This is a genomic window from Streptomyces sp. NBC_01525, assembly GCF_045040405.1.
Classification (GTDB): Bacteria; Actinomycetota; Actinomycetes; order Streptomycetales; family Streptomycetaceae; genus Streptomyces; species Streptomyces benahoarensis.
Genome location: NZ_CP109397.1, coordinates 6,243,068 through 6,259,379 on the forward strand (window position 1 = coordinate 6,243,068; position 16,312 = coordinate 6,259,379).

General features: G+C 74.8%; 16 protein-coding genes. 8 read left to right on the forward strand and 8 right to left on the reverse strand.

Annotation, left to right across the window (positions count from 1 at the left end; all coding sequences use genetic code 11):
* Positions 1–5: 5 nt before the first annotated feature.
* The 3 genes from egtB to OG422_RS27105 all read right to left on the reverse strand — a co-directional run bounded on the left by egtB (position 6) and on the right by OG422_RS27105 (position 4,071).
* Positions 6–1,322, reverse strand: a complete 1,317-nt coding sequence (gene egtB / locus OG422_RS27095; protein WP_405746594.1) for an ergothioneine biosynthesis protein EgtB — start codon at positions 1,320–1,322, stop codon at positions 6–8.
* Positions 1,319–2,614 (reverse strand): ergothioneine biosynthesis glutamate--cysteine ligase EgtA, encoded by a 1,296-nt coding sequence (gene egtA, locus OG422_RS27100; RefSeq protein WP_405746596.1) that lies wholly within the window; start codon positions 2,612–2,614, stop codon positions 1,319–1,321. The genes egtB and egtA overlap by 4 nt, the downstream gene beginning before the upstream one ends.
* Positions 2,615–2,859: 245 nt before the next feature.
* The gene (locus OG422_RS27105; protein ID WP_405746599.1) at positions 2,860–4,071 is read right to left on the reverse strand and encodes a pyridoxal phosphate-dependent aminotransferase; all 1,212 of its coding nucleotides are present in this window, start codon (positions 4,069–4,071) and stop codon (positions 2,860–2,862) included.
* A 191-nt stretch (positions 4,072–4,262) separates the two neighbouring features.
* Here OG422_RS27105 and OG422_RS27110 point away from each other — a divergent pair, with 191 nt between their 5' ends.
* From OG422_RS27110 to OG422_RS27140, 7 genes are all read left to right on the forward strand, one after another.
* A complete protein-coding gene (locus OG422_RS27110) occupies positions 4,263–4,943 on the forward strand; it encodes a helix-turn-helix domain-containing protein (RefSeq protein ID WP_143942171.1) in 681 nt (226 codons plus the stop codon).
* A complete protein-coding gene (locus tag OG422_RS27115; protein WP_405746604.1) occupies positions 4,940–5,422 on the forward strand; it encodes a hypothetical protein in 483 nt (160 codons plus the stop codon). Before OG422_RS27110 ends, OG422_RS27115 begins: the two co-directional genes overlap by 4 nt.
* A gap of 199 nt (positions 5,423–5,621) precedes the next feature.
* A complete protein-coding gene (locus OG422_RS27120) occupies positions 5,622–6,809 on the forward strand; it encodes a glycosyl hydrolase family 18 protein (RefSeq protein WP_405746607.1) in 1,188 nt (395 codons plus the stop codon).
* A 184-nt stretch (positions 6,810–6,993) separates the two neighbouring features.
* Positions 6,994–7,992 (forward strand): NADPH:quinone oxidoreductase family protein, encoded by a 999-nt coding sequence (locus OG422_RS27125; protein ID WP_143944066.1) that lies wholly within the window; start codon positions 6,994–6,996, stop codon positions 7,990–7,992.
* Positions 7,989–9,170: an acyl-CoA dehydrogenase family protein gene (locus tag OG422_RS27130; RefSeq protein WP_405746611.1), complete on the forward strand. Its 1,182-nt coding sequence runs from the start codon at positions 7,989–7,991 to the stop codon at positions 9,168–9,170. Before OG422_RS27125 ends, OG422_RS27130 begins: the two co-directional genes overlap by 4 nt.
* Positions 9,167–10,309 carry an acyl-CoA dehydrogenase family protein gene (locus OG422_RS27135; protein ID WP_405746613.1) on the forward strand — a complete coding sequence of 381 codons (1,143 nt, stop codon included), beginning with the start codon at positions 9,167–9,169 and terminating at the stop codon, positions 10,307–10,309. The genes OG422_RS27130 and OG422_RS27135 overlap by 4 nt, the downstream gene beginning before the upstream one ends.
* Before the next feature lie 146 nt (positions 10,310–10,455).
* A complete protein-coding gene (locus tag OG422_RS27140) occupies positions 10,456–11,808 on the forward strand; it encodes a hypothetical protein (RefSeq protein WP_405746615.1) in 1,353 nt (450 codons plus the stop codon).
* 172 nt (positions 11,809–11,980) lie between these two features.
* Here the strand turns inward: OG422_RS27140 and OG422_RS27145 are convergent, their stop codons facing one another.
* Positions 11,981–12,505 (reverse strand): cell wall hydrolase, encoded by a 525-nt coding sequence (locus tag OG422_RS27145; RefSeq protein WP_405746617.1) that lies wholly within the window; start codon positions 12,503–12,505, stop codon positions 11,981–11,983.
* Positions 12,506–12,600: 95 nt separating this feature from the next.
* Between OG422_RS27145 and OG422_RS27150 the strand changes: the two genes are divergently transcribed.
* Entirely contained in the window at positions 12,601–13,824 is a 1,224-nt protein-coding gene (locus OG422_RS27150; RefSeq protein WP_405746620.1) for a S1 family peptidase, read from the forward strand.
* 58 nt (positions 13,825–13,882) lie between these two features.
* Here OG422_RS27150 and OG422_RS27155 read toward each other — a convergent pair whose 3' ends face one another.
* The 4 genes from OG422_RS27155 to OG422_RS27170 all read right to left on the reverse strand — a co-directional run bounded on the left by OG422_RS27155 (position 13,883) and on the right by OG422_RS27170 (position 16,151).
* Complete coding sequence (locus OG422_RS27155; protein WP_405746622.1) at positions 13,883–14,314, reverse strand: hypothetical protein; 432 nt, start codon at positions 14,312–14,314, stop codon at positions 13,883–13,885.
* A 219-nt stretch (positions 14,315–14,533) separates the two neighbouring features.
* Positions 14,534–14,689, reverse strand: a complete 156-nt coding sequence (locus OG422_RS27160) for a hypothetical protein (protein ID WP_405746624.1) — start codon at positions 14,687–14,689, stop codon at positions 14,534–14,536.
* Positions 14,674–15,123: a hypothetical protein gene (locus OG422_RS27165; protein WP_405746627.1), complete on the reverse strand. Its 450-nt coding sequence runs from the start codon at positions 15,121–15,123 to the stop codon at positions 14,674–14,676. Before OG422_RS27165 ends, OG422_RS27160 begins: the two co-directional genes overlap by 16 nt.
* Before the next feature lie 152 nt (positions 15,124–15,275).
* Complete coding sequence (locus OG422_RS27170; protein ID WP_405746630.1) at positions 15,276–16,151, reverse strand: hypothetical protein; 876 nt, start codon at positions 16,149–16,151, stop codon at positions 15,276–15,278.
* Between the last annotated feature and the right edge of the window lie 161 nt (positions 16,152–16,312).

Here is a 16,312-nt window from a genome sequence, read left to right on the forward strand (position 1 = left end):
GCGCCTCATGCGTCCCCCGGGGCGGCGTCGCGGGCGGTACGGAACCCGGCGAAGATCTGCCGCCGCACCGGCAGGTCCCAGTTGCGGAACGTGCCCCGGCACGCCACCGGGTCGACGGCGAACGACCCGCCCCGCAGCACCTTGTACGCCCCGCCGAAGAACGCCTCCGAGTACTCCCGGTAGGGGAACGCGGCGAACCCCGGATACGGCAGGAAGTCGTCGGCGGTCCACTCCCACACCTCACCGATCAACTGCCCCACGCCCAGCGGCGAACGGCCCTCGGGATAGCTGCCGACCGGGGCGGGCCGCAGATGGCGCTGGCCGAGGTTGGCGTGGGTGGGCGCCGGGTCCGCGTCGCCCCACGGGTAGCGCCGGGAGCGGCCGGTCGCCGGATCGTGGCGGGCGGCCTTCTCCCACTCGGCCTCGGTGGGCAGCCGCCGCCCCGCCCAGCGCGCGTAGGCGTCGGCCTCGTACCAACTGACGTGCAGCACCGGCTCGTCGGGCGGTACCTCCTCGGTGACGCCGAAGCGGTGGCGCACCCAGCCGCCGCCGTCGCGCCGCCAGAACAGCGGGGCGCGCAGGCCGTGCTCGCGGACCTGCGCCCAGCCCTCGGCGGCCCACCAGCGGGGCTCGTCGTAGCCGCCGTCCTCGACGAAGCGCAGATAGGCGGCGTTGCTGACGGGCGCGGTGTCGAGGTGGAACGGCGCCACGACGCGGTGGTGTGCGGGCCGTTCGTTGTCCAGCGCCCACGGTTCGGTGGAGGTGCCCATGGTGAACGGGCCGCCGGGGACGAGGACGTCGGCGGGCAGCGGGCCGTCGACGGTGTCCGGGGGCGGCGGCGCCGTGAGGGCGGCCGGGCCGCGGCGCAGCTGGTGGGTGATGAGCATCGTCTCGTCGTGCTGCTGCTCGTGCTGGGCGATCATGCCGAACGCGAACGCGGCGTCGAGCAGCGGGCCGCCGCGCAGCGCGGAGCCCTCCAGGATGTCCAGGACCCGGCCGCGGACCTCGGCGACATAGCCGTGCGCCTCGGCGGGGCCCAGCAGCGGCAGCGTCGGGCGGCTGGCGCGGGGGTGCGCGAACGCGTCGTAGACGGAGTCCAGCTCCGGGCGGAGGGCGTCGCGGCCGCCGACGGTGCGCAGCAGCCACTGCTCCTCCTGATTGCCGATGTGCGCGAGGTCCCACACCAGCGGCGACATCAACGGAGAGTGCTGGGCCAGGAGATCGGGCTCCTCGACGCAGCCGGTCAGCAGGTGGGTGCGGTCGCGGGCGGCGAGCAGCGCGGTGGCCGCGCGGGTCCGCAGCGCCTCGGGATCGTGGGTCACGGGCTGTCCTTCCCAGAGGTGAGACCGGCCTCGGGCGGACCCGCGGCGGCCGCTGTGTCCAGGGCGTCCAGGTGATCGTCGGCGGGGCAGCGGCCACGGGCGACATAGCGCGCGGTGAACGCGTCGACTGCGTCCAGGACCTCGGGCGCGGCGCCCAGCCGGGGCAGTGCCTCGCGCGCGGCGTCGAAGCAGGTCAGCGCGGCGGCGTGCAGCTCCGGGTCGGTCAGCGCGGCGCGCGCTGCCCGGCGCCACAGCGGATTACGGGGCGCGGGGCGGGCACCGGCGGTCTCCGCGAGAGGCTTGACCGCGCGGTAGGCGCGCTCCGCGGCCTCGGGGTCGTCGAAGAGCGCGGCGGTGACGGCCAGCGGGACCACCCAGCCGCGCTCCCCGGCCTGCGCGTCGATCATCCGCAGCTCCAGATGACCGCGCGGGCGCACCGGCGGGAACAGCGTGGTGACGTGGTAGTCGAGGTCCTCCCGGGTCGGTGGCCGGGGCGCCCCGCCGCGGACCCAGTCGCGGAAGGTGAGGTGTTCGGGGGCGTCCCAGGGGCCGTGCGGCCCGCGGATGCACATCACCGGGGCGTCGAGGACGTACCGGGCCCAGGCGGTGCGCGGGTCGTCGCCCTGCGGCGGGGCGAGGGTGCGCGCCGGGTCGAGCCGGGACCACACCAGCTGCCGGGTGGTGCGGTAGCCGGTGGGACAGCCCTCGCTGGTGGGGGAGTTGGCGAACGCGGCGGACAGCACGGCGCCCAGCAGATGCGCCATCAGCCAGCGGCGGCCCAGGCCCAGCGGTCCGGGCTCCTCGTGCCCGGCGTCGACGCAGACCTGCACCGACGCGGTGGCGCACATCATGGAGCGCCCGGCCGGGCCCCAGCGGTCGAAGTACGCCTCCATCGCGTCGTACCGGGGCTCGGCGAGGACCCGGCTGGGGGCGTGCCAGGGGTTGTGGCCGTGACCGGCGAGTCCCAGGCCGTGGGCCCGCATGACGGGCCGGACCTGTGCCAGGTCGGCGGCGACCGTCTCGACGCAGGACATCAGGGAGGCCGAGGGCGGGGAGCTGAGCTCCAGCTGGCCGCCCGGCTCGAAGGTGAGGCGGGATGCGAGGGGGAGTTCCCGCAGCGCGTTGGTGGCGGTGCGCAGACGGGATGGTGCGACGGGACATCGGGGGGCGCGGGCGTCGTGGACCAGCCACTCGACCTCGACGCCGATCCGGCGGGGCGGACCGGTCTTGAAACAGATTCCGCGCAGATGGGCTTCGAGTTCGGCTTCGGTGACCGCGGGTCGTACGGGCATCGCTTCCCTCTCCCCTCCGGGGCGGCTGGGCTGCCGTCCTCCACCTAAGCCGCTGTGGCGCGTGTGCTCAAGGGGGTTTCGCGACCCCGGAGGCGGCCGGCGGCACCCGGCGGGCCGGAGCGCTGCGGCGCGCCGGGGGAACGGGGTACCCCCGGGTGGTACGGCCGTCCGGGTGAGGCGGTGCGGCGGTGGCCCCGGGTCCGGCGCGGTGCCGCCGGACCCGGGGCGCCCCGCCCGATGGCCGGTCACTGACGGTAACCGGCGAGGAAGCGGCCGATGCGGCGGATGGCGGCGTCCAGGTCGTCGGCGTACGGGAGGGTGAGGATGCGGAAGTGGTCCGGGCGCGGCCAGTTGAAGCCGGTGCCCTGGACGACCTGGATCTTCTCCCGCAGCAGCAGATCGAGGACGAACTTCTCGTCGTCGTGGATCCTGTGCACCTTCGGGTCCAGCCGGGGGAAGGCGTACAGCGCGCCCCGGGGCTTGACGCAGGAGACGCCCGGGATCTCGTTCAGCCGCTCCCATGCCACGTCCCGCTGCTCCCGGAGGCGGCCGCCGGGGAGCACCAGCTCGTCGATGCTCTGGCGGCCGCCCAGCGCCGCCTGGACGGCGTACTGCGCGGGCGCGTTGGGGCACAGCCGCATGGAGGCGAGGGTGCCCAGGCCCTCCAGGTAGTCGGCGGCGTGCTGCTGCGGCCCGGAGACCACCAGCCAGCCGGAGCGGAACCCGGCGACGCGGTACGCCTTGGACAGTCCGCTGAAGGTCAGGCACACCAGGTCGGGGGCGAGCGCCGCGGCGTGGTGGTGGATCTCGCCGTCGTAAAGGATCCGGTCGTAGATCTCGTCGGCGAAGACCAGCAGCTGATGGCGGCGGGCGAGATCGAGCATGCCCTCCAGCAGCTCGCGGGGGTAGACGGCACCGGTGGGGTTGTTGGGGTTGATGATGACCAGCGCGCGGGTCCGGTCGGTGATCTTCGACGCGAGGTCGTCCAGATCCGGCAGCCAGTCCGCCGACTCGTCGCAGAGGTAGTGCACCGCCTTGCCGCCGGCCAGCGTCGTCACCGCCGTCCACAGCGGGAAGTCGGGGGCCGGGATGAGGACTTCGTCGCCGTCGTCGAGCAGCGCCTGGACGGCCATGGAGATCAGTTCGGAGACGCCGTTGCCCAGGTAGATGTCGTCGACGCCGACCTCGGGCAGCCCGCGGCCCTGATAGTGCTGCGCCACCGCGCGCCGCGCCGCGAGGATGCCGCGGGACTCGGTGTAGCCGTGCGCCCGGGAGAGGTTGCGGATGACGTCCTGCAGGATTTCCTCGGGCGCCTCGAAGCCGAACAGCGCGGGGTTTCCGGTGTTCAGCCGCAGCACGCTGTGCCCGGCCTCCTCCAGCGCGTCGGCGTGCTCGATCACCGGACCCCGGATCTCGTAGCAGACGTCGGCCATCTTGCTGGACTGCTTGAACTGCATACCGCGGCCTCCCCTTCGTCGTTCGCCGGGCCCGGTGGCCGGTCTCGCGCGGTGGGCGGTCTCCCGCCCGCGCGTCGTCGCCGACCGGTCAGCGTCCGCCGCGCGGCGCGGCGGATTCCCGGTTTTCTCACCCTACTTGGTTTTACCAAGTCCACGCTTGGAAAGTCCAACCATATGTCTATGCTGGAACCATGCCGCGCCGAAGTTATGACCAGTACTGCGCCGTCGCCCGCGCCCTCGACGCCGTCGGCGACCGCTGGACGCTCCTCATTGTCCGCGAACTGCTGGGCGGAGCCCGCCGCTACACCGACCTGCACACCGACCTCCCGGGCGTCAGCACCGACATGCTCGCCTCCCGCCTCAAGGACATGGAGCGCGAGGGCCTCGTCACCCGCCGCCGCCTCGCCCCACCGGGCGCCGCCTTCGTCTACGAACTCGCCCCGCGCGGGCGGGAGCTGCTGCCGGTCCTCACCGCCCTCGCCGACTGGGGAGCCCCGGCCCTCGGCGACCCCCGCCCCACCGACGCGGTACGCGCCCACTGGTTCGCCGTCCCGCTCCTCACCCGCCTCGCCGCCCACTTCTCCGACGACCCGGGAACGCCCGGCGCCCCCGGTGCCGGCGTCCTCGACATCGTCCTCGACGAGGGCACCTTCCATGTCACGCTCGCCGGCGAAGGCCCGGCCTACGGCGAGGGCCCGGCCCCGCAGCCCGACGTCAGCCTCCGGATGTCCACCGCCACCTGCGTCGACGTCGCGTACGATCACGTCTCCTTCGCGCAGGCGCTGGAGGCGGGGCGGATCGAGGTCACGCCGGGCGGGGAGGCGGGCGGCGCCGTGTCCGCAGGGACGCGGGGAGAGGACGGCACGTCATGACGCGACCTCCCCTGGCGGTCTTCGACCTGGACGGCACCCTCGCCGACACCGGGCACCGCCAGCGCTTCCTCGCCCGACGCCCGTGCGACTGGGCGGCGTTCTTCGCCGCCGCGCCCGACGACCCACCGCTCGCCGAGGGCGTCGCCCTGGCCCTGGCCGACGCCCGTGACTGCGAGATCGCCTACCTCACCGGCCGCCCCGAGAAGTACCGCCGCCCCACCCTCGACTGGCTCGCCGCCCACGGCCTGCCCGAGGGCACGCTCTGGATGCGGGCCAACGACGACCGCCGCCCGGCCCGCCACGCCAAGCTCGACCTGCTCCGGCGCCTCGCCCGCGGCCGGAAGGTCCGCCACCTCGTCGACGACGACGCCCTCGTCTGCGACGCGAGCGCCCGCGCGGGCTTCCCCGTCGTCCATGCCCAATGGGCCACGCCGTCGGCGGCCCTTCTGGATGCTCAGGAGCGGGAGGGGCGGACGTGAGGGGGGAGGGGCGGACGTGGCCGGGGGCGGCCCCGCACTGCTGCATACCTGCGCCCTGAGCCCGCGGACTTCCGACGCGTCACGCCCCCCTGGCCCCCCATCAGCCCCCTACCTCATACGGCCCCACCCCCGCCCCGCCGGGCACCGTTCGGCGGAGCCGTGCGGGACGTCTCCCGTGTCATCGGGCAAGGCTCGGATCATGGACCGTCCCTCACCGTCCCTGGCCCGTACCGGAACCACCCTCCTGCTCACTGTCGCCGCGCTGGCCGGACCGTTCGCTTCCGCCGCCACGGCTGCGCCCGCCATGACCGTCTCCGACACCGCCGCCCTCACCACACCCGCCGGGGCGTCAGCCCCCGCGCCGCGCAATGCACACCCCCGCGCCGATCCACCCCGTACCGCCACCAGCCCCCGTACCGCCTCCGCCTGGCTGCCCTACTGGGGTGACGTCGACGCCGCCTACCGTGACGCGCTGCGCCACGCCGATCAGCTGCACACCGTCAGCCCGTTCTGGTACGAGGCGACCGGTGACAGGGCCGTTACCGCTCACCCGGGGGCCGGGCGGCGCGACATCGTTCAGGGGTTGCGGCGGGCCGGAATCAAGGTGGTGCCGACCGTCACCGAAGCGCTCGGCGCGAAGGACATGGCGGAGCTGATGCACGACCCGCGGCGGCGTGCCGTTCATGTCGAGGCGCTGGTCCGTACCGTGGGGCGCCACGGGTACGACGGCATCGACCTCGACTACGAGAAGATGGCCCTCACCGGTACCGCCGCCGAGCGTGCCCGCGTCGCCACCGGGTACAACGTGCTCACCGCCGACCTCTGCGCCCGGCTGCACGCCCTCGGGAAGCAGTGCATCGTGACCGTCGTGCCGCAGACCGGCGGCTCCGGTACGGCGTACGACTACCGGGAGTTGGGGAAGGTCGCCGACCGGTTCCGGATCATGGGCTACGACCTGCACTGGTCCGGTGGAGAGGCGGGGCCGCTCTCGTCCCGGCAGTGGTACGACGCGTTTCTGAGGCATGCCACCGCCACCGTTCCCCGCCACAAGATCGAGGTCGCCTTCCCCGGCTACGGCTGGGACTGGGACCGGACCGCCGGTGGCCGCGCCACCCACCGGACCTGGCAGGAGGCGGAGGCGCTGCGCCGCCGGACGGGCGCCGCGTACCGCTTCGACGCCGTCTCCGGCACCCCGCACTTCACCTACCGGCGCGACGGCCACACCCACGAGGTCTGGTACCAGGACGCGCGCGGCGTCGCGGCGCACAAGGCCGTGCTGGACAGCTACGGCATCCGTGGCACGGGGCTGTGGGCGCTCGGTTTCGAGGACCCGGGGAGCTGGGCGGCGCTGCGTGCCCACGCGGTGCGGCACCGCCCCGTCCGGTGAACCGTCGCCCGGCGCGCCCGTTCGCGCCGGGCCGCGGGCGGGTGCGCGGGGCGCCCGACGTGCCCGCCGGACGGTTTCCGGAAGCGGTTCCCTCCGCCATACCGACCGCTTAGTATGCCCGTGGCGTGCCGGAGCCCCCACGGTCCGCGCGCCGTCCGCGTACCGACGGCCCGGGAGGCAGCTGGTGAAGGCATGGCGCGTTCACGCGAACGGCGAACCGCGTGAGGTGATGCGGCTGGAGGAGGTACCGGAGCCCCAGGCGGGCCCCGGGCAGCTGCTGCTGCGGGTGCGGGCCGCGAACGTCAACTTCCCGGACGCGCTGCTCTGCCGCGGCCAGTACCAGGTGCGGCCGCCGCTGCCGTTCACCCCGGGCGTGGAGATCTGCGGCGAGGTGCTGGCCGTGGGGGAGGGCGCGCGCGGTGCGGTCGGGCAGCGGGTGCTGGCCCAACCGCCGCTCCCCGACGGCGGGTTCGCCGAACGGGTGGCCGTCGATGCCGCGACCGTGCGCCCGGCGCCCGAGTCCCTGGACGACGCCGGTGCCGCCGCCCTCCACATCGGCTACCAGACCGGCTGGTTCGGCCTGCACCGCAGGGCCCGGATCCAGGCGGGGGAGACCCTGCTGGTGCACGCCGCGGCCGGTGGCGTCGGCAGCGCCGCCGTCCAGCTCGGCAAGGCCGCGGGCGCCCGCGTGATCGGCGTGACCGGCGGCGCCGACAAGGCCCGTACCGCCCGTGACCTGGGCTGCGACCTCGTCCTTGACCGGCGAGCCGACGACATCGTCGCCGCCGTGAAGGACGCCACCGACGGCCGCGGCGCCGACGTCGTCTACGACCCGGTCGGCGGCGACGCGTACGCCAAATCCGTCAAATGCATCGCCTTCGAGGGCCGCCTCGTCGTCGTCGGCTTCGCCAGCGGCGCGATCCCCACCGCCGCCCTCAACCACGCCCTGGTGAAGAACTACGCGATCCTCGGCCTCCACTGGGGGCTGTACCACACCAAGGACCCGCGCGCCGTCGACGCCTGCCACGAAGCCCTCACCGAGCTGGCCGCCAAGGGCGCCGTCGCCCCGCTGATCGGCGAGCGGGTGCCGATGGCAGGCGCCGCCGACGCCGTACAGCGCGTCGCCGACGGCACCACCACCGGCCGCCTCGTCGTTGTGCCCGGAGCGGAGGACGGCCGATGACCGACACAGCCGACCTGCGCGCCCGCACCGCCCGGCTGCTGGCCGCGCACCCGCCCGCCACCACCGCACCGCTCGACTTCCTGCGGGCCCGCTTCGACGCCGGCCTCGCCTGGGTCCACTTCCCCGAAGGGCTCGGCGGGCTCGACGCGCCGCGCACCCTCCAGGCCGTCGTCGACGCCGAACTGGCCGCCGCGGGCGCCCCCGACAACGACCCCGGCCGCCTCTCCATCGGCCTGGGCATGGCCGCGCCCACCCTGCTGCGCCACGGCACCGACGCTCAGCAACGCCGCTACCTGCGGCCGCTGTGGACCGGCGAGGAGGTCTGGTGCCAGCTGTTCAGCGAACCGGGCGCCGGATCCGACCTCGCGGCACTCGCCACCCGCGCCGTCCGCGACGGCGACCGCTGGGTGATCGACGGCCAGAAGGTCTGGACGTCCAGCGCCCACCTCGCCCGCTGGGCGATCCTCGTGGCCCGCACCGACCCGGCGCTCCCCAAGCACCAGGGCCTGACGTACTTCGTCTGCGATATGACCGCCCCGGGCGTGGAGGTCCGGCCGCTGCGGCAGATCACCGGCGAGGCCGAGTTCAACGAGGTCTTCCTCACCGGCGTCCAGCTGCCCGACAGTCACCGCATCGGCGAGGTCGGCCAGGGCTGGGAGGTGGCCCGCACCACCCTGATGAACGAGCGGGTCGCCATCGGCGGCGCCCCCACCCCGCGCGAGGGCGGCATGATCGGCATCGCCGCCGCCGACTGGCGCGCCCGCCCCGAACTGCGCACCCACGACCTCCATGGGCGGCTGCTCACGCTCTGGGTGGACGCCGAGGTCACCCGGCTCACCGGCGAACGGCTGCGCCAGCAGCTCACCAAGGGCGCCCCGGGCCCGGAGGGCAGCGGCATGAAACTGGCCTTCGCCCGCCTCGCCCAGCAGATCAGCGGCTGGGACCTGGAATTCCTCGCCGAGGACGGCCTGACGTACGACGACTGGACGCTGCGCCGCCCCGAGACCGTCGACTTCACCGGGCGCGAGGCCGGGTACCGCTATCTGCGCGCCAAGGGGAACTCCATCGAAGGAGGCACCTCCGAGGTGCTGCTCAACATCGTCGCCGAACGCGTCCTCGGACTGCCGCCCGAGCCGCGGACCGACAAGGACGTCGCGTGGAAGGACCTCCCCCGATGACCGCCGACACGCCCGCATCCGACCTGCTCTACGGCGAGACCGAGGACGATCTGCGTGCCGCCGTCCGCGCCCTGCTCGCCGCCCGCAGTGGCCCCGCCACCGTCCTCGCCGACCTCGAATCGGGCCGCGCCTGCGATGCCGGTCTGTGGGACGCGCTGGCGAACGGCATCGGCGCGGCCGGGCTGTTGGTCCCCGAGGAGTTCGGCGGGGCGGGCGCGAGCGCCCGGGAGGCCGCCGTCGTGCTGGAGGAGACCGGCCGCTCCGTCGCCCGCGTGCCCTATCTGACCAGCGCCGTCATCGCGGTCACCGCGCTGCTGGGCTGCGACACCGGGCGGGAGCCGGTCGCCGCGCTGCTCACCCGGCTGGCCGCCGGCACCGTCGGCGTCCTCGCCGTGCCGTGGCCCACCGCCCCCGACCAGCCGTTCCGCACCGCGCCGCCGGTCCGGGCCGATGCGGACGGCGCCCTCCACGGCACGGTCACCTCCGTCGCCGACGCCCCGTCGGCCGAGGTGCTGCTCGTCCCCGCCGACGGCCCGCAGGGCCCTGCCCTGTACGCGGTCGACGCGCCCGCCACGGGCGTGATCACGACCCCGCTCACCCCGCTCGACCTGACCCGCCCGCTCGCCACGCTCACCCTCGACGGCGTGGCCGGGACGCCGCTGGCCACCGGTGAACGCGCCGTCGCGGCGGTCCGCGCCGCGCTCACGGCGGGCGCCGGGCTCCTCGCGTCGGAACAGCTCGGCCTCGCCGAATGGTGTCTGACCACGGCCGTCCGGCACACCACCACCCGCACCCAGTTCGGCCGTCCCGTCGGCTCCTTCCAGGCGCTCAAACACCGGATGGCCGCCCTCTGGCTCGATATCGCTTCCGCCCGCGCCGCGGCCCGCCATGCCGCCGACGCGCTGGCCACCGGCAGCCCGGACGCGCCGGTCGCGGTCGCGGTGGCCCAGGCGTACTGCGCGCCGGTCGCGGTGCGGGCCGCCGAGGAGTGCCTTCAGCTGCACGGCGGCACCGGTATGACCTGGGAGCACCCGGTGCACCTCTTCCTCAAGCGGGCCAAGAGCGACGAGAGTGCGCTCGGTGCCCCGGGCCGCCACCGCGCTGCCCTGGCGGAGCTGGTGGAGCTGCCCGCACCGTGACCGCCCGGGGCGGGGAGGTATGCGCGGCGGCCCCTCCCCGCCCCAGCCGTCCGGACGTCGTCCGCGAGGGCTCCCCGGGCGCCCGGCCTCGCTTCTCGCCGTCGCGACTGATGTCTTGAATACGCTGTTCGGGTAGCGTCGTGGGCATGAAGACCGTCAGCCGTCGTGTGCTGCTCCTGCCCCTCCTGGTCCTTCTGGCTGCGCTGCTGGTGCCCGTTGCGGCTCCGGCGTCCCCGGCGCGGGCGGCGGGCGGGCTCGACGAGGCCGCCGCGGCCCTCCGCAAGGGCCCGGTCTACGTCGATCCGCGCGCCGCCGGACTGCTGCCCCGCGAGCGGGCCGACGCCCTCGCCAAGAAGATCGAGAACTCCGGCAAGCCGGTCTTCGTCGTGGTGCTGCCCCGCGCCGCCGAGTACCACCCCGACACCCTGCTGCGCGATCTGCGCACCAAGACCGGCATCAGCGGCGTCTACGCCGTGGAGCTCGGCGACGGCTTCAACGCCGGGGCCGACTCCCGGGTGATGCAGCGGAGCGCCGTGCAGAACCTCGTCGGCGCGGTCAAGCGTTCCGGATACCCGTCCGTCGATGAGCGGCTGAACAGCTTCGTCGACACCGCCGTCCACCAGGCGGGTGGCCACGCCCCGGCCGCCTGGGAGGGCGACGGCGGCGGGGGACCGGGCACCGGCACCCTCGTCGGGCTGGGCGTACTGGCCGTCGTCGGCGGTGGCGGCGCGTACGCTCTCGCCCGCCGCAACCGGCGCCGCCGCGCCGAGCAGGAGCGGGCCGCCCTGGAGGATCTGCGGGTCGTCGTCGACGAGGACATCACCGCGTTCGGCGAGGAGCTGGACCGGCTGGACTTCCGGCCCGGTGAGCCCGGCGCCGACGAGGCGATGCGCGCCGACTACGGCCATGCGCTCGACGCGTACGAGACCGCCAAGTCGGCGATGGCGGCGGCCGAGCAGCCGGACGATGTGCGGGCGGTGACCGCGGCGTTGGAGGACGGGCGGTTCTCGCTCGCGACGCTGGCCGCCCGCCGCACCGGCGCCCCGCTGCCCGAGCGGCGCCTGCCGTGCTTCTTCGACCCGCGTCACGGGCCGTCCGTGGTCGACGTGGCGTGGGCCCCGGAGGGCGGCGCCCCGCGCACCGTCCCGGTCTGCGCCGCCGACAAGGCGCGCCTCGACGACGGCCGGGAGCCGCTGGCCCGCACGGTCCGCACCGCCGAGGGCGACCGCCCCTACTGGGACGCCGGTCCCGCCTACGCGCCCTGGGCGGGCGGCTACTTCGGCGGCGGGCTGCTGCCCGCGATGCTGGTGGGCACCGTGCTCGGCAATCTGATGACGGCCCCGCACGCCTACGGCGCGGACCTCGGCGGCACCGAGGGCGGCGACTTCTCCGGCTCCGACTTCGACCCCGGCGACTTCGGCGGCGGGTTCGGGGACGGCGATGGCGGGGGCTTCGGCGGAGGCGGAGGCGGCGGGGACGGGTTCGGCGGGGGATTCTGACGGGGCCGTCCGGGGGAGGGTGGCGCGGTCCACGGCTCGCGCCGCCGCCACCGCACGGGCCGGCCGACGAGGGGAGCCCGCCGCCGGGCCCCGGTGTGACCGGCCCACCGCCACCGGGCGGCCACCGCCGCCCATCGGACGAGCACCCGGTGGCCCGCCCCGCCACCGGGCGTCAGCCCGCCGCCCCGGCCTCCGGGTCCGTCCCCCGTACCACCCGCTTCACCCCCAAAACCCGCGCATACCGCGCCCGCGCCGCGAAGTCCGCGTAGCCCCACACCGCCGGGTGGCCGACCTCCTTGCACAGGTGCAGCACCCGGTCCGGGCCCAGGTGCACCCCGATGTGCGCGCCGTATCCCTCCGGGCGTCCGGCCACCGGACCGCCGTCGAAGAGCACCAGGTCCAGCGGGCGGGCGGCCGCGACGCGGCGGGTGGCGACCGTGTCCGCCCACAGCTCCGACGACCGCAGCGGCGGCACCCCCAGCCCGTGATGGCGCAGCACCGCGTATGCGTAGAGCTGGCAGTTGGCGCCCGCCGACAGATCGGGGCCGCCGTCCCCGCCCGGTGACGAGCCATCAGGTGACCCCGCTCCCGGATGGCGGGCCGCCGAGTAGGCGATGTCGCGCAGGGCCCGGGGCAGCCCGCCGAACGGGTCGGGGCCGCACGGCCCGGGGCCGGTGTGCCGCGTGTCGGACGTCATCGGGCCATCATGCCGCGGCGATCTTGCCCGCGCCGACGGTGGCGGGGTCGAGGAGGCTCGACGGGCCGACGTATCCGACCCGCGAGGAGAGCTCCATGCACCGTCGCCACCGCACGGCCGCCGTCCGGGGTGCGGCCGCCGCCGTCGTCCTGGCCGCCGTCGCCCCGCTCGCCACGGCGCACGCCGCACCGTCCCCCGACCCGAGCCCGCAGCCCACGAACCGCGGGATGCTCGACGCGATGCGGCGGGACCTCGGCCTGACGCCGGAGGGGGCGCGGGCCCGGCTCGCGCAGGAGGCGGAGGCGGCGCGTGCGGCGAAGGCGGTGCGCCGGGCGCTGGCCGGCCGCGCCGCCGGAACGTGGTTAGACAAGAAGAGCGGCAAGCTCGTCGTCGCGGTCACCGGGGACGCGGACGCGCGGCGGGTCAAGGACGCCGGGGCCGTCGCGCAGCGCGTCACCCACAGCCGCGCCCAGCTCACCGGGCTGCTGGAACAGATCGACGCCAGGGCGGGCAAGGGCGTGCCGGGCGTGACCGGTTGGGGCGTCGACGCACGCGCCAACGCCCTCACGGTCCGGATCGACACCCGCACCCGGACCGCCGCCACCGACTCCTTCGTCGAGGCGGCGCAGCAGCTGGGCGCGCCCACCGGCATCGCGGTCCGCGCCGTCCGCACCGCCGACGCGCCGCGTCAGCAGGGCGGCACGGTTGTCGGCGGCGAGAAGTGGATGCCGGGCGACGAGGGCATCTGCTCCATCGGCTTCTCCGTGACCGGCGGCGGCCGCCGGGGCTTCCTGACGGCTGGTCACTGCACCGAGAGCGCGGACCAGGTGGCGTACGGCAAGGACGGCAGCCGACTGGGCACCTCCAACCGCGGCGGCACCCACAGCGTCGACGACCGCGAGGGCGACTTCGGTCTCGTCGACGTGGACCGGCCGGACTGGCAACTGAGCCCCGATGTGGCCGGCCAGAGCGGCGCCCCCGCCGCGGTCACCGGCTCGCAGGAGGGCGTGGTCGGCACGTCCGTGTGCCGCTCCGGCGAGGCGAGCGGCTGGCACTGCGGGGAGATCACCGCCGTCGACCAGACCGTGGACTACGGCAGTGCAGTGGTCGACGGGCTGTCGTTCACCAACGCCTGCTCCACCGCGGGCGACTCCGGCGGCGCGTACGTCAGCCAGCCCGGCGATCCGAAGGCGGTCGGCATCCACTCCGGCGGTTCCACCGCGACGTGCAGCGGCGGCGGCGACACCCTGACGGTCTTCCAGCCGGTCGACGAGGCGCTGACGAAGTGGCAGCTCACCCTCACGACCGGCGGCGCCTGACCGGCCGTGGGCCCCGGATCCGCGGCGGGTTCGTCACGGATCCGGGGCCCCGGGTGCGTCAGCGGACCTGGACCGTCGCCACGGTCGAGGTCCGCCACTGCTTGGGGTGCTGGTCGTGCGGTCCGGTCAGCCCGTACGCCACCGCACGGAACTCCACCGGGCCGCGATGCGTGCTCTTCGGGTGCGCCACGGCCTGCGCCTCCGCGCCGCCCCGCTCGACGACGGCACCGCAGGTCACCTGGTGCCACGCCTGCCCGCCGCTGCGCTCCTGCAGGCATATCCGCAGGTAGGAGGCGGCGTCATCGTCCCCGTGCGCGGTGACCGTGAAGGTCTTGCCGACGGCCGCCGTGCGGGGCGCCGTCACCTCCACGGTGCCCTTGGCGTGGGCGGGCACGGCGGTGAGCGCCACCGCGGCCAGCCCCAGCGCGCCGGTCACGGCCGCGCGCCGCCGACTCGGCATGGTCGTCTCGGTCTTTACCGTCCTGGTCATGGACTTCCCTTCCCGCGGAGCTCCCCCAGGTGGCATCCACGGAGCATGTCGTCGTTCACTCGTGGTGTAACGGTCGAGCGGGAGCGGTCACGCTCCTGCCACCCCTCCAGAGGGGCGGAGCACGCCGCGGGTTGCGTCCGATGTGGGCGGCATTACGGATTCATGACCATTCGCTGTGAGGTGCGGACAGGGCGGTACGGGGGAGCCGGACGGCCCGCGTCAGACCGGGACGGTCCCGGTGCGCACCGGAAGGCGGTCCTCGGTCCGCTGGAGGGCCCGGAACTCCTCGTACCAGGCCGGGTTGGGGGCGGGCGTGCCGTCGGCGGAGGGCTGGGCGGTGAGGTCGGAGTAGACGCTGTTCAGCAGCCAGGGCACGGAATCCGGCCCGATGTCGCGGACCATGGCGGGCCCTGGGCGACGCCGTACGCGACGACCGCGAGGCGGCCGGTGGCCCGGAACCGTTGCATCTGGTGCGTCAGGAACTTCCGGTGCGAGCCGAACCAGTCGCTGCCGAGCAGCAGTTGCTTCCAGTCGGCCTGCCGGAGCGGGTGTGCGGCGGCGTCCCGGAGCGCCCGCCGGACCGGGGTGTCCGCCGCGATGCCGCGGCGCCGGGCGAACGACGCGGGCACGGGATCGCTCAGATGCTGCCTCCAGCACCGTACGAGGGAGAACTCGGTGGCCAGGAAGCGCTGTTCGGGACGCATCCGGGGCAGCACGTACGTCAGATATGCCTCGGTGTCCTCGATCGCGGCGACGTGCGGGGGGATGTCGACGCCCTCGGTCTCGCGGATGTCGCGGACGAACGTCATCCAGCGCGGACATGCCCCACAGGACCCGCCTGCGCGTCGGTGCCTCATCCCGCTCGTTCGCCACGTTCGCCACTCGTCCCCTGCCCCAGGTTCGCGATCTTCCTTGCACCTTAGGGGCGTTCGGCGAGCGAGAGGGTTCAGGGGGTGGGGCCCTACGGCCGGATGCGGAACACGCCGCCGCACTCCTCCGGTTTCCGCTGCCCGTGCTCGCACCGCCACCGGATCTGCGTGGCGAGATCCACCTGGAGATGCTGGGTGCCGAGCCCGTTGCCGGGCCCGCCCTCGGTGACCAGGGGCTCGGCGTTGAGCCGGGTGTGGTGCTCCGCGCCGTCGTCGGTCGTGAAGTGCGCTTCCAGGTCCCAGGTGCAGTACGCGCCGGGGTCGGCGACGCCCAGGACGCTCAACGTCTGCGGGGCCGCCGCGCCGCCGAGCGGAATCGTGTGGTGAGCGAAGTACGGCTCGCCCCAGTGCGGATCCTCGATGTCGGTGATGAACCCGTTCGGCGTTCCGGCGCGGTCCTGAAGTTTGTACGCCAGCCCCTTGATCGGCGAATCCCCCTGAGCGGGAGTGTGGATCTCGGCGACCATCCCGGATTTCCGGCAGCGGATGTGCGTCGCGTCGATACCGGTCACGGTGATCATCGAGCTGCTGTCGCTGACCAGGTCGACGTAGGAGACCTGACCGCTGCCCGGCGAGGCGTCCTGGGCGCCGAGGCTGAACCCGGTGGCCGCCACGCTGTCCCGCAGCACGGAACTGTCGTACTCGCCGCGGTGGACCCCGTCGATCTCGCGCGCGCTCAGCGGCGCACGGGAGAAGGCGGAGTACGGGGGACCGTAGGCGCCGCGGAGCATGGGGCGGAACGCGGCGTGGAGGTAGCCCTTCTCGGCGTCGAGAGCGCTCTGCGCGTTGTCCCCGATGCGCGCCTCGGTCCCGGCGGTGAAGTAGGAACGCGCCAGCCCCAGGCCCACCAGGAACGCCGCGCAGAGAAGCGCGATGCCGTAGGTGGCCAGCCGCCGCCCGCGGCTCATCCCGGCCGACTCCGGATGGACCGTGTCGGCGACGAACCGGCCTTCGGTCCGGATCCACCGCCACGCACGAGCGCGTCGCCCCGGCCGCGTCGGCCCCTGTCCCGTCCCACCGCTCTGATCGCCGCTCACGGTCGCCCCCGTCCCGTTGGGGGCAGCAGTCT

What these genes read in the sequence shown, in the direction of transcription:
- egtA (WP_405746596.1), bottom strand. Translation starts at nt 2,614, where the DNA reads ATGCCCGTACGACCCGCGGTCACCGAAGCCGAACTCGAAGCCCATCTG.
- OG422_RS27105 (WP_405746599.1), bottom strand. Translation starts at nt 4,071, where the DNA reads ATGCAGTTCAAGCAGTCCAGCAAGATGGCCGACGTCTGCTACGAGATC.
- OG422_RS27110 (WP_143942171.1), top strand. Translation starts at nt 4,263, where the DNA reads ATGCCGCGCCGAAGTTATGACCAGTACTGCGCCGTCGCCCGCGCCCTC.
- OG422_RS27115 (WP_405746604.1), top strand. Translation starts at nt 4,940, where the DNA reads ATGACGCGACCTCCCCTGGCGGTCTTCGACCTGGACGGCACCCTCGCC.
- OG422_RS27120 (WP_405746607.1), top strand. Translation starts at nt 5,622, where the DNA reads ATGGACCGTCCCTCACCGTCCCTGGCCCGTACCGGAACCACCCTCCTG.
- OG422_RS27130 (WP_405746611.1), top strand. Translation starts at nt 7,989, where the DNA reads ATGACCGACACAGCCGACCTGCGCGCCCGCACCGCCCGGCTGCTGGCC.
- OG422_RS27135 (WP_405746613.1), top strand. Translation starts at nt 9,167, where the DNA reads ATGACCGCCGACACGCCCGCATCCGACCTGCTCTACGGCGAGACCGAG.
- OG422_RS27140 (WP_405746615.1), top strand. Translation starts at nt 10,456, where the DNA reads ATGAAGACCGTCAGCCGTCGTGTGCTGCTCCTGCCCCTCCTGGTCCTT.
- OG422_RS27145 (WP_405746617.1), bottom strand. Translation starts at nt 12,505, where the DNA reads ATGACGTCCGACACGCGGCACACCGGCCCCGGGCCGTGCGGCCCCGAC.
- OG422_RS27150 (WP_405746620.1), top strand. Translation starts at nt 12,601, where the DNA reads ATGCACCGTCGCCACCGCACGGCCGCCGTCCGGGGTGCGGCCGCCGCC.
- OG422_RS27155 (WP_405746622.1), bottom strand. Translation starts at nt 14,314, where the DNA reads ATGACCAGGACGGTAAAGACCGAGACGACCATGCCGAGTCGGCGGCGC.
- OG422_RS27165 (WP_405746627.1), bottom strand. Translation starts at nt 15,123, where the DNA reads ATGACGTTCGTCCGCGACATCCGCGAGACCGAGGGCGTCGACATCCCC.
- OG422_RS27170 (WP_405746630.1), bottom strand. Translation starts at nt 16,151, where the DNA reads ATGAGCCGCGGGCGGCGGCTGGCCACCTACGGCATCGCGCTTCTCTGC.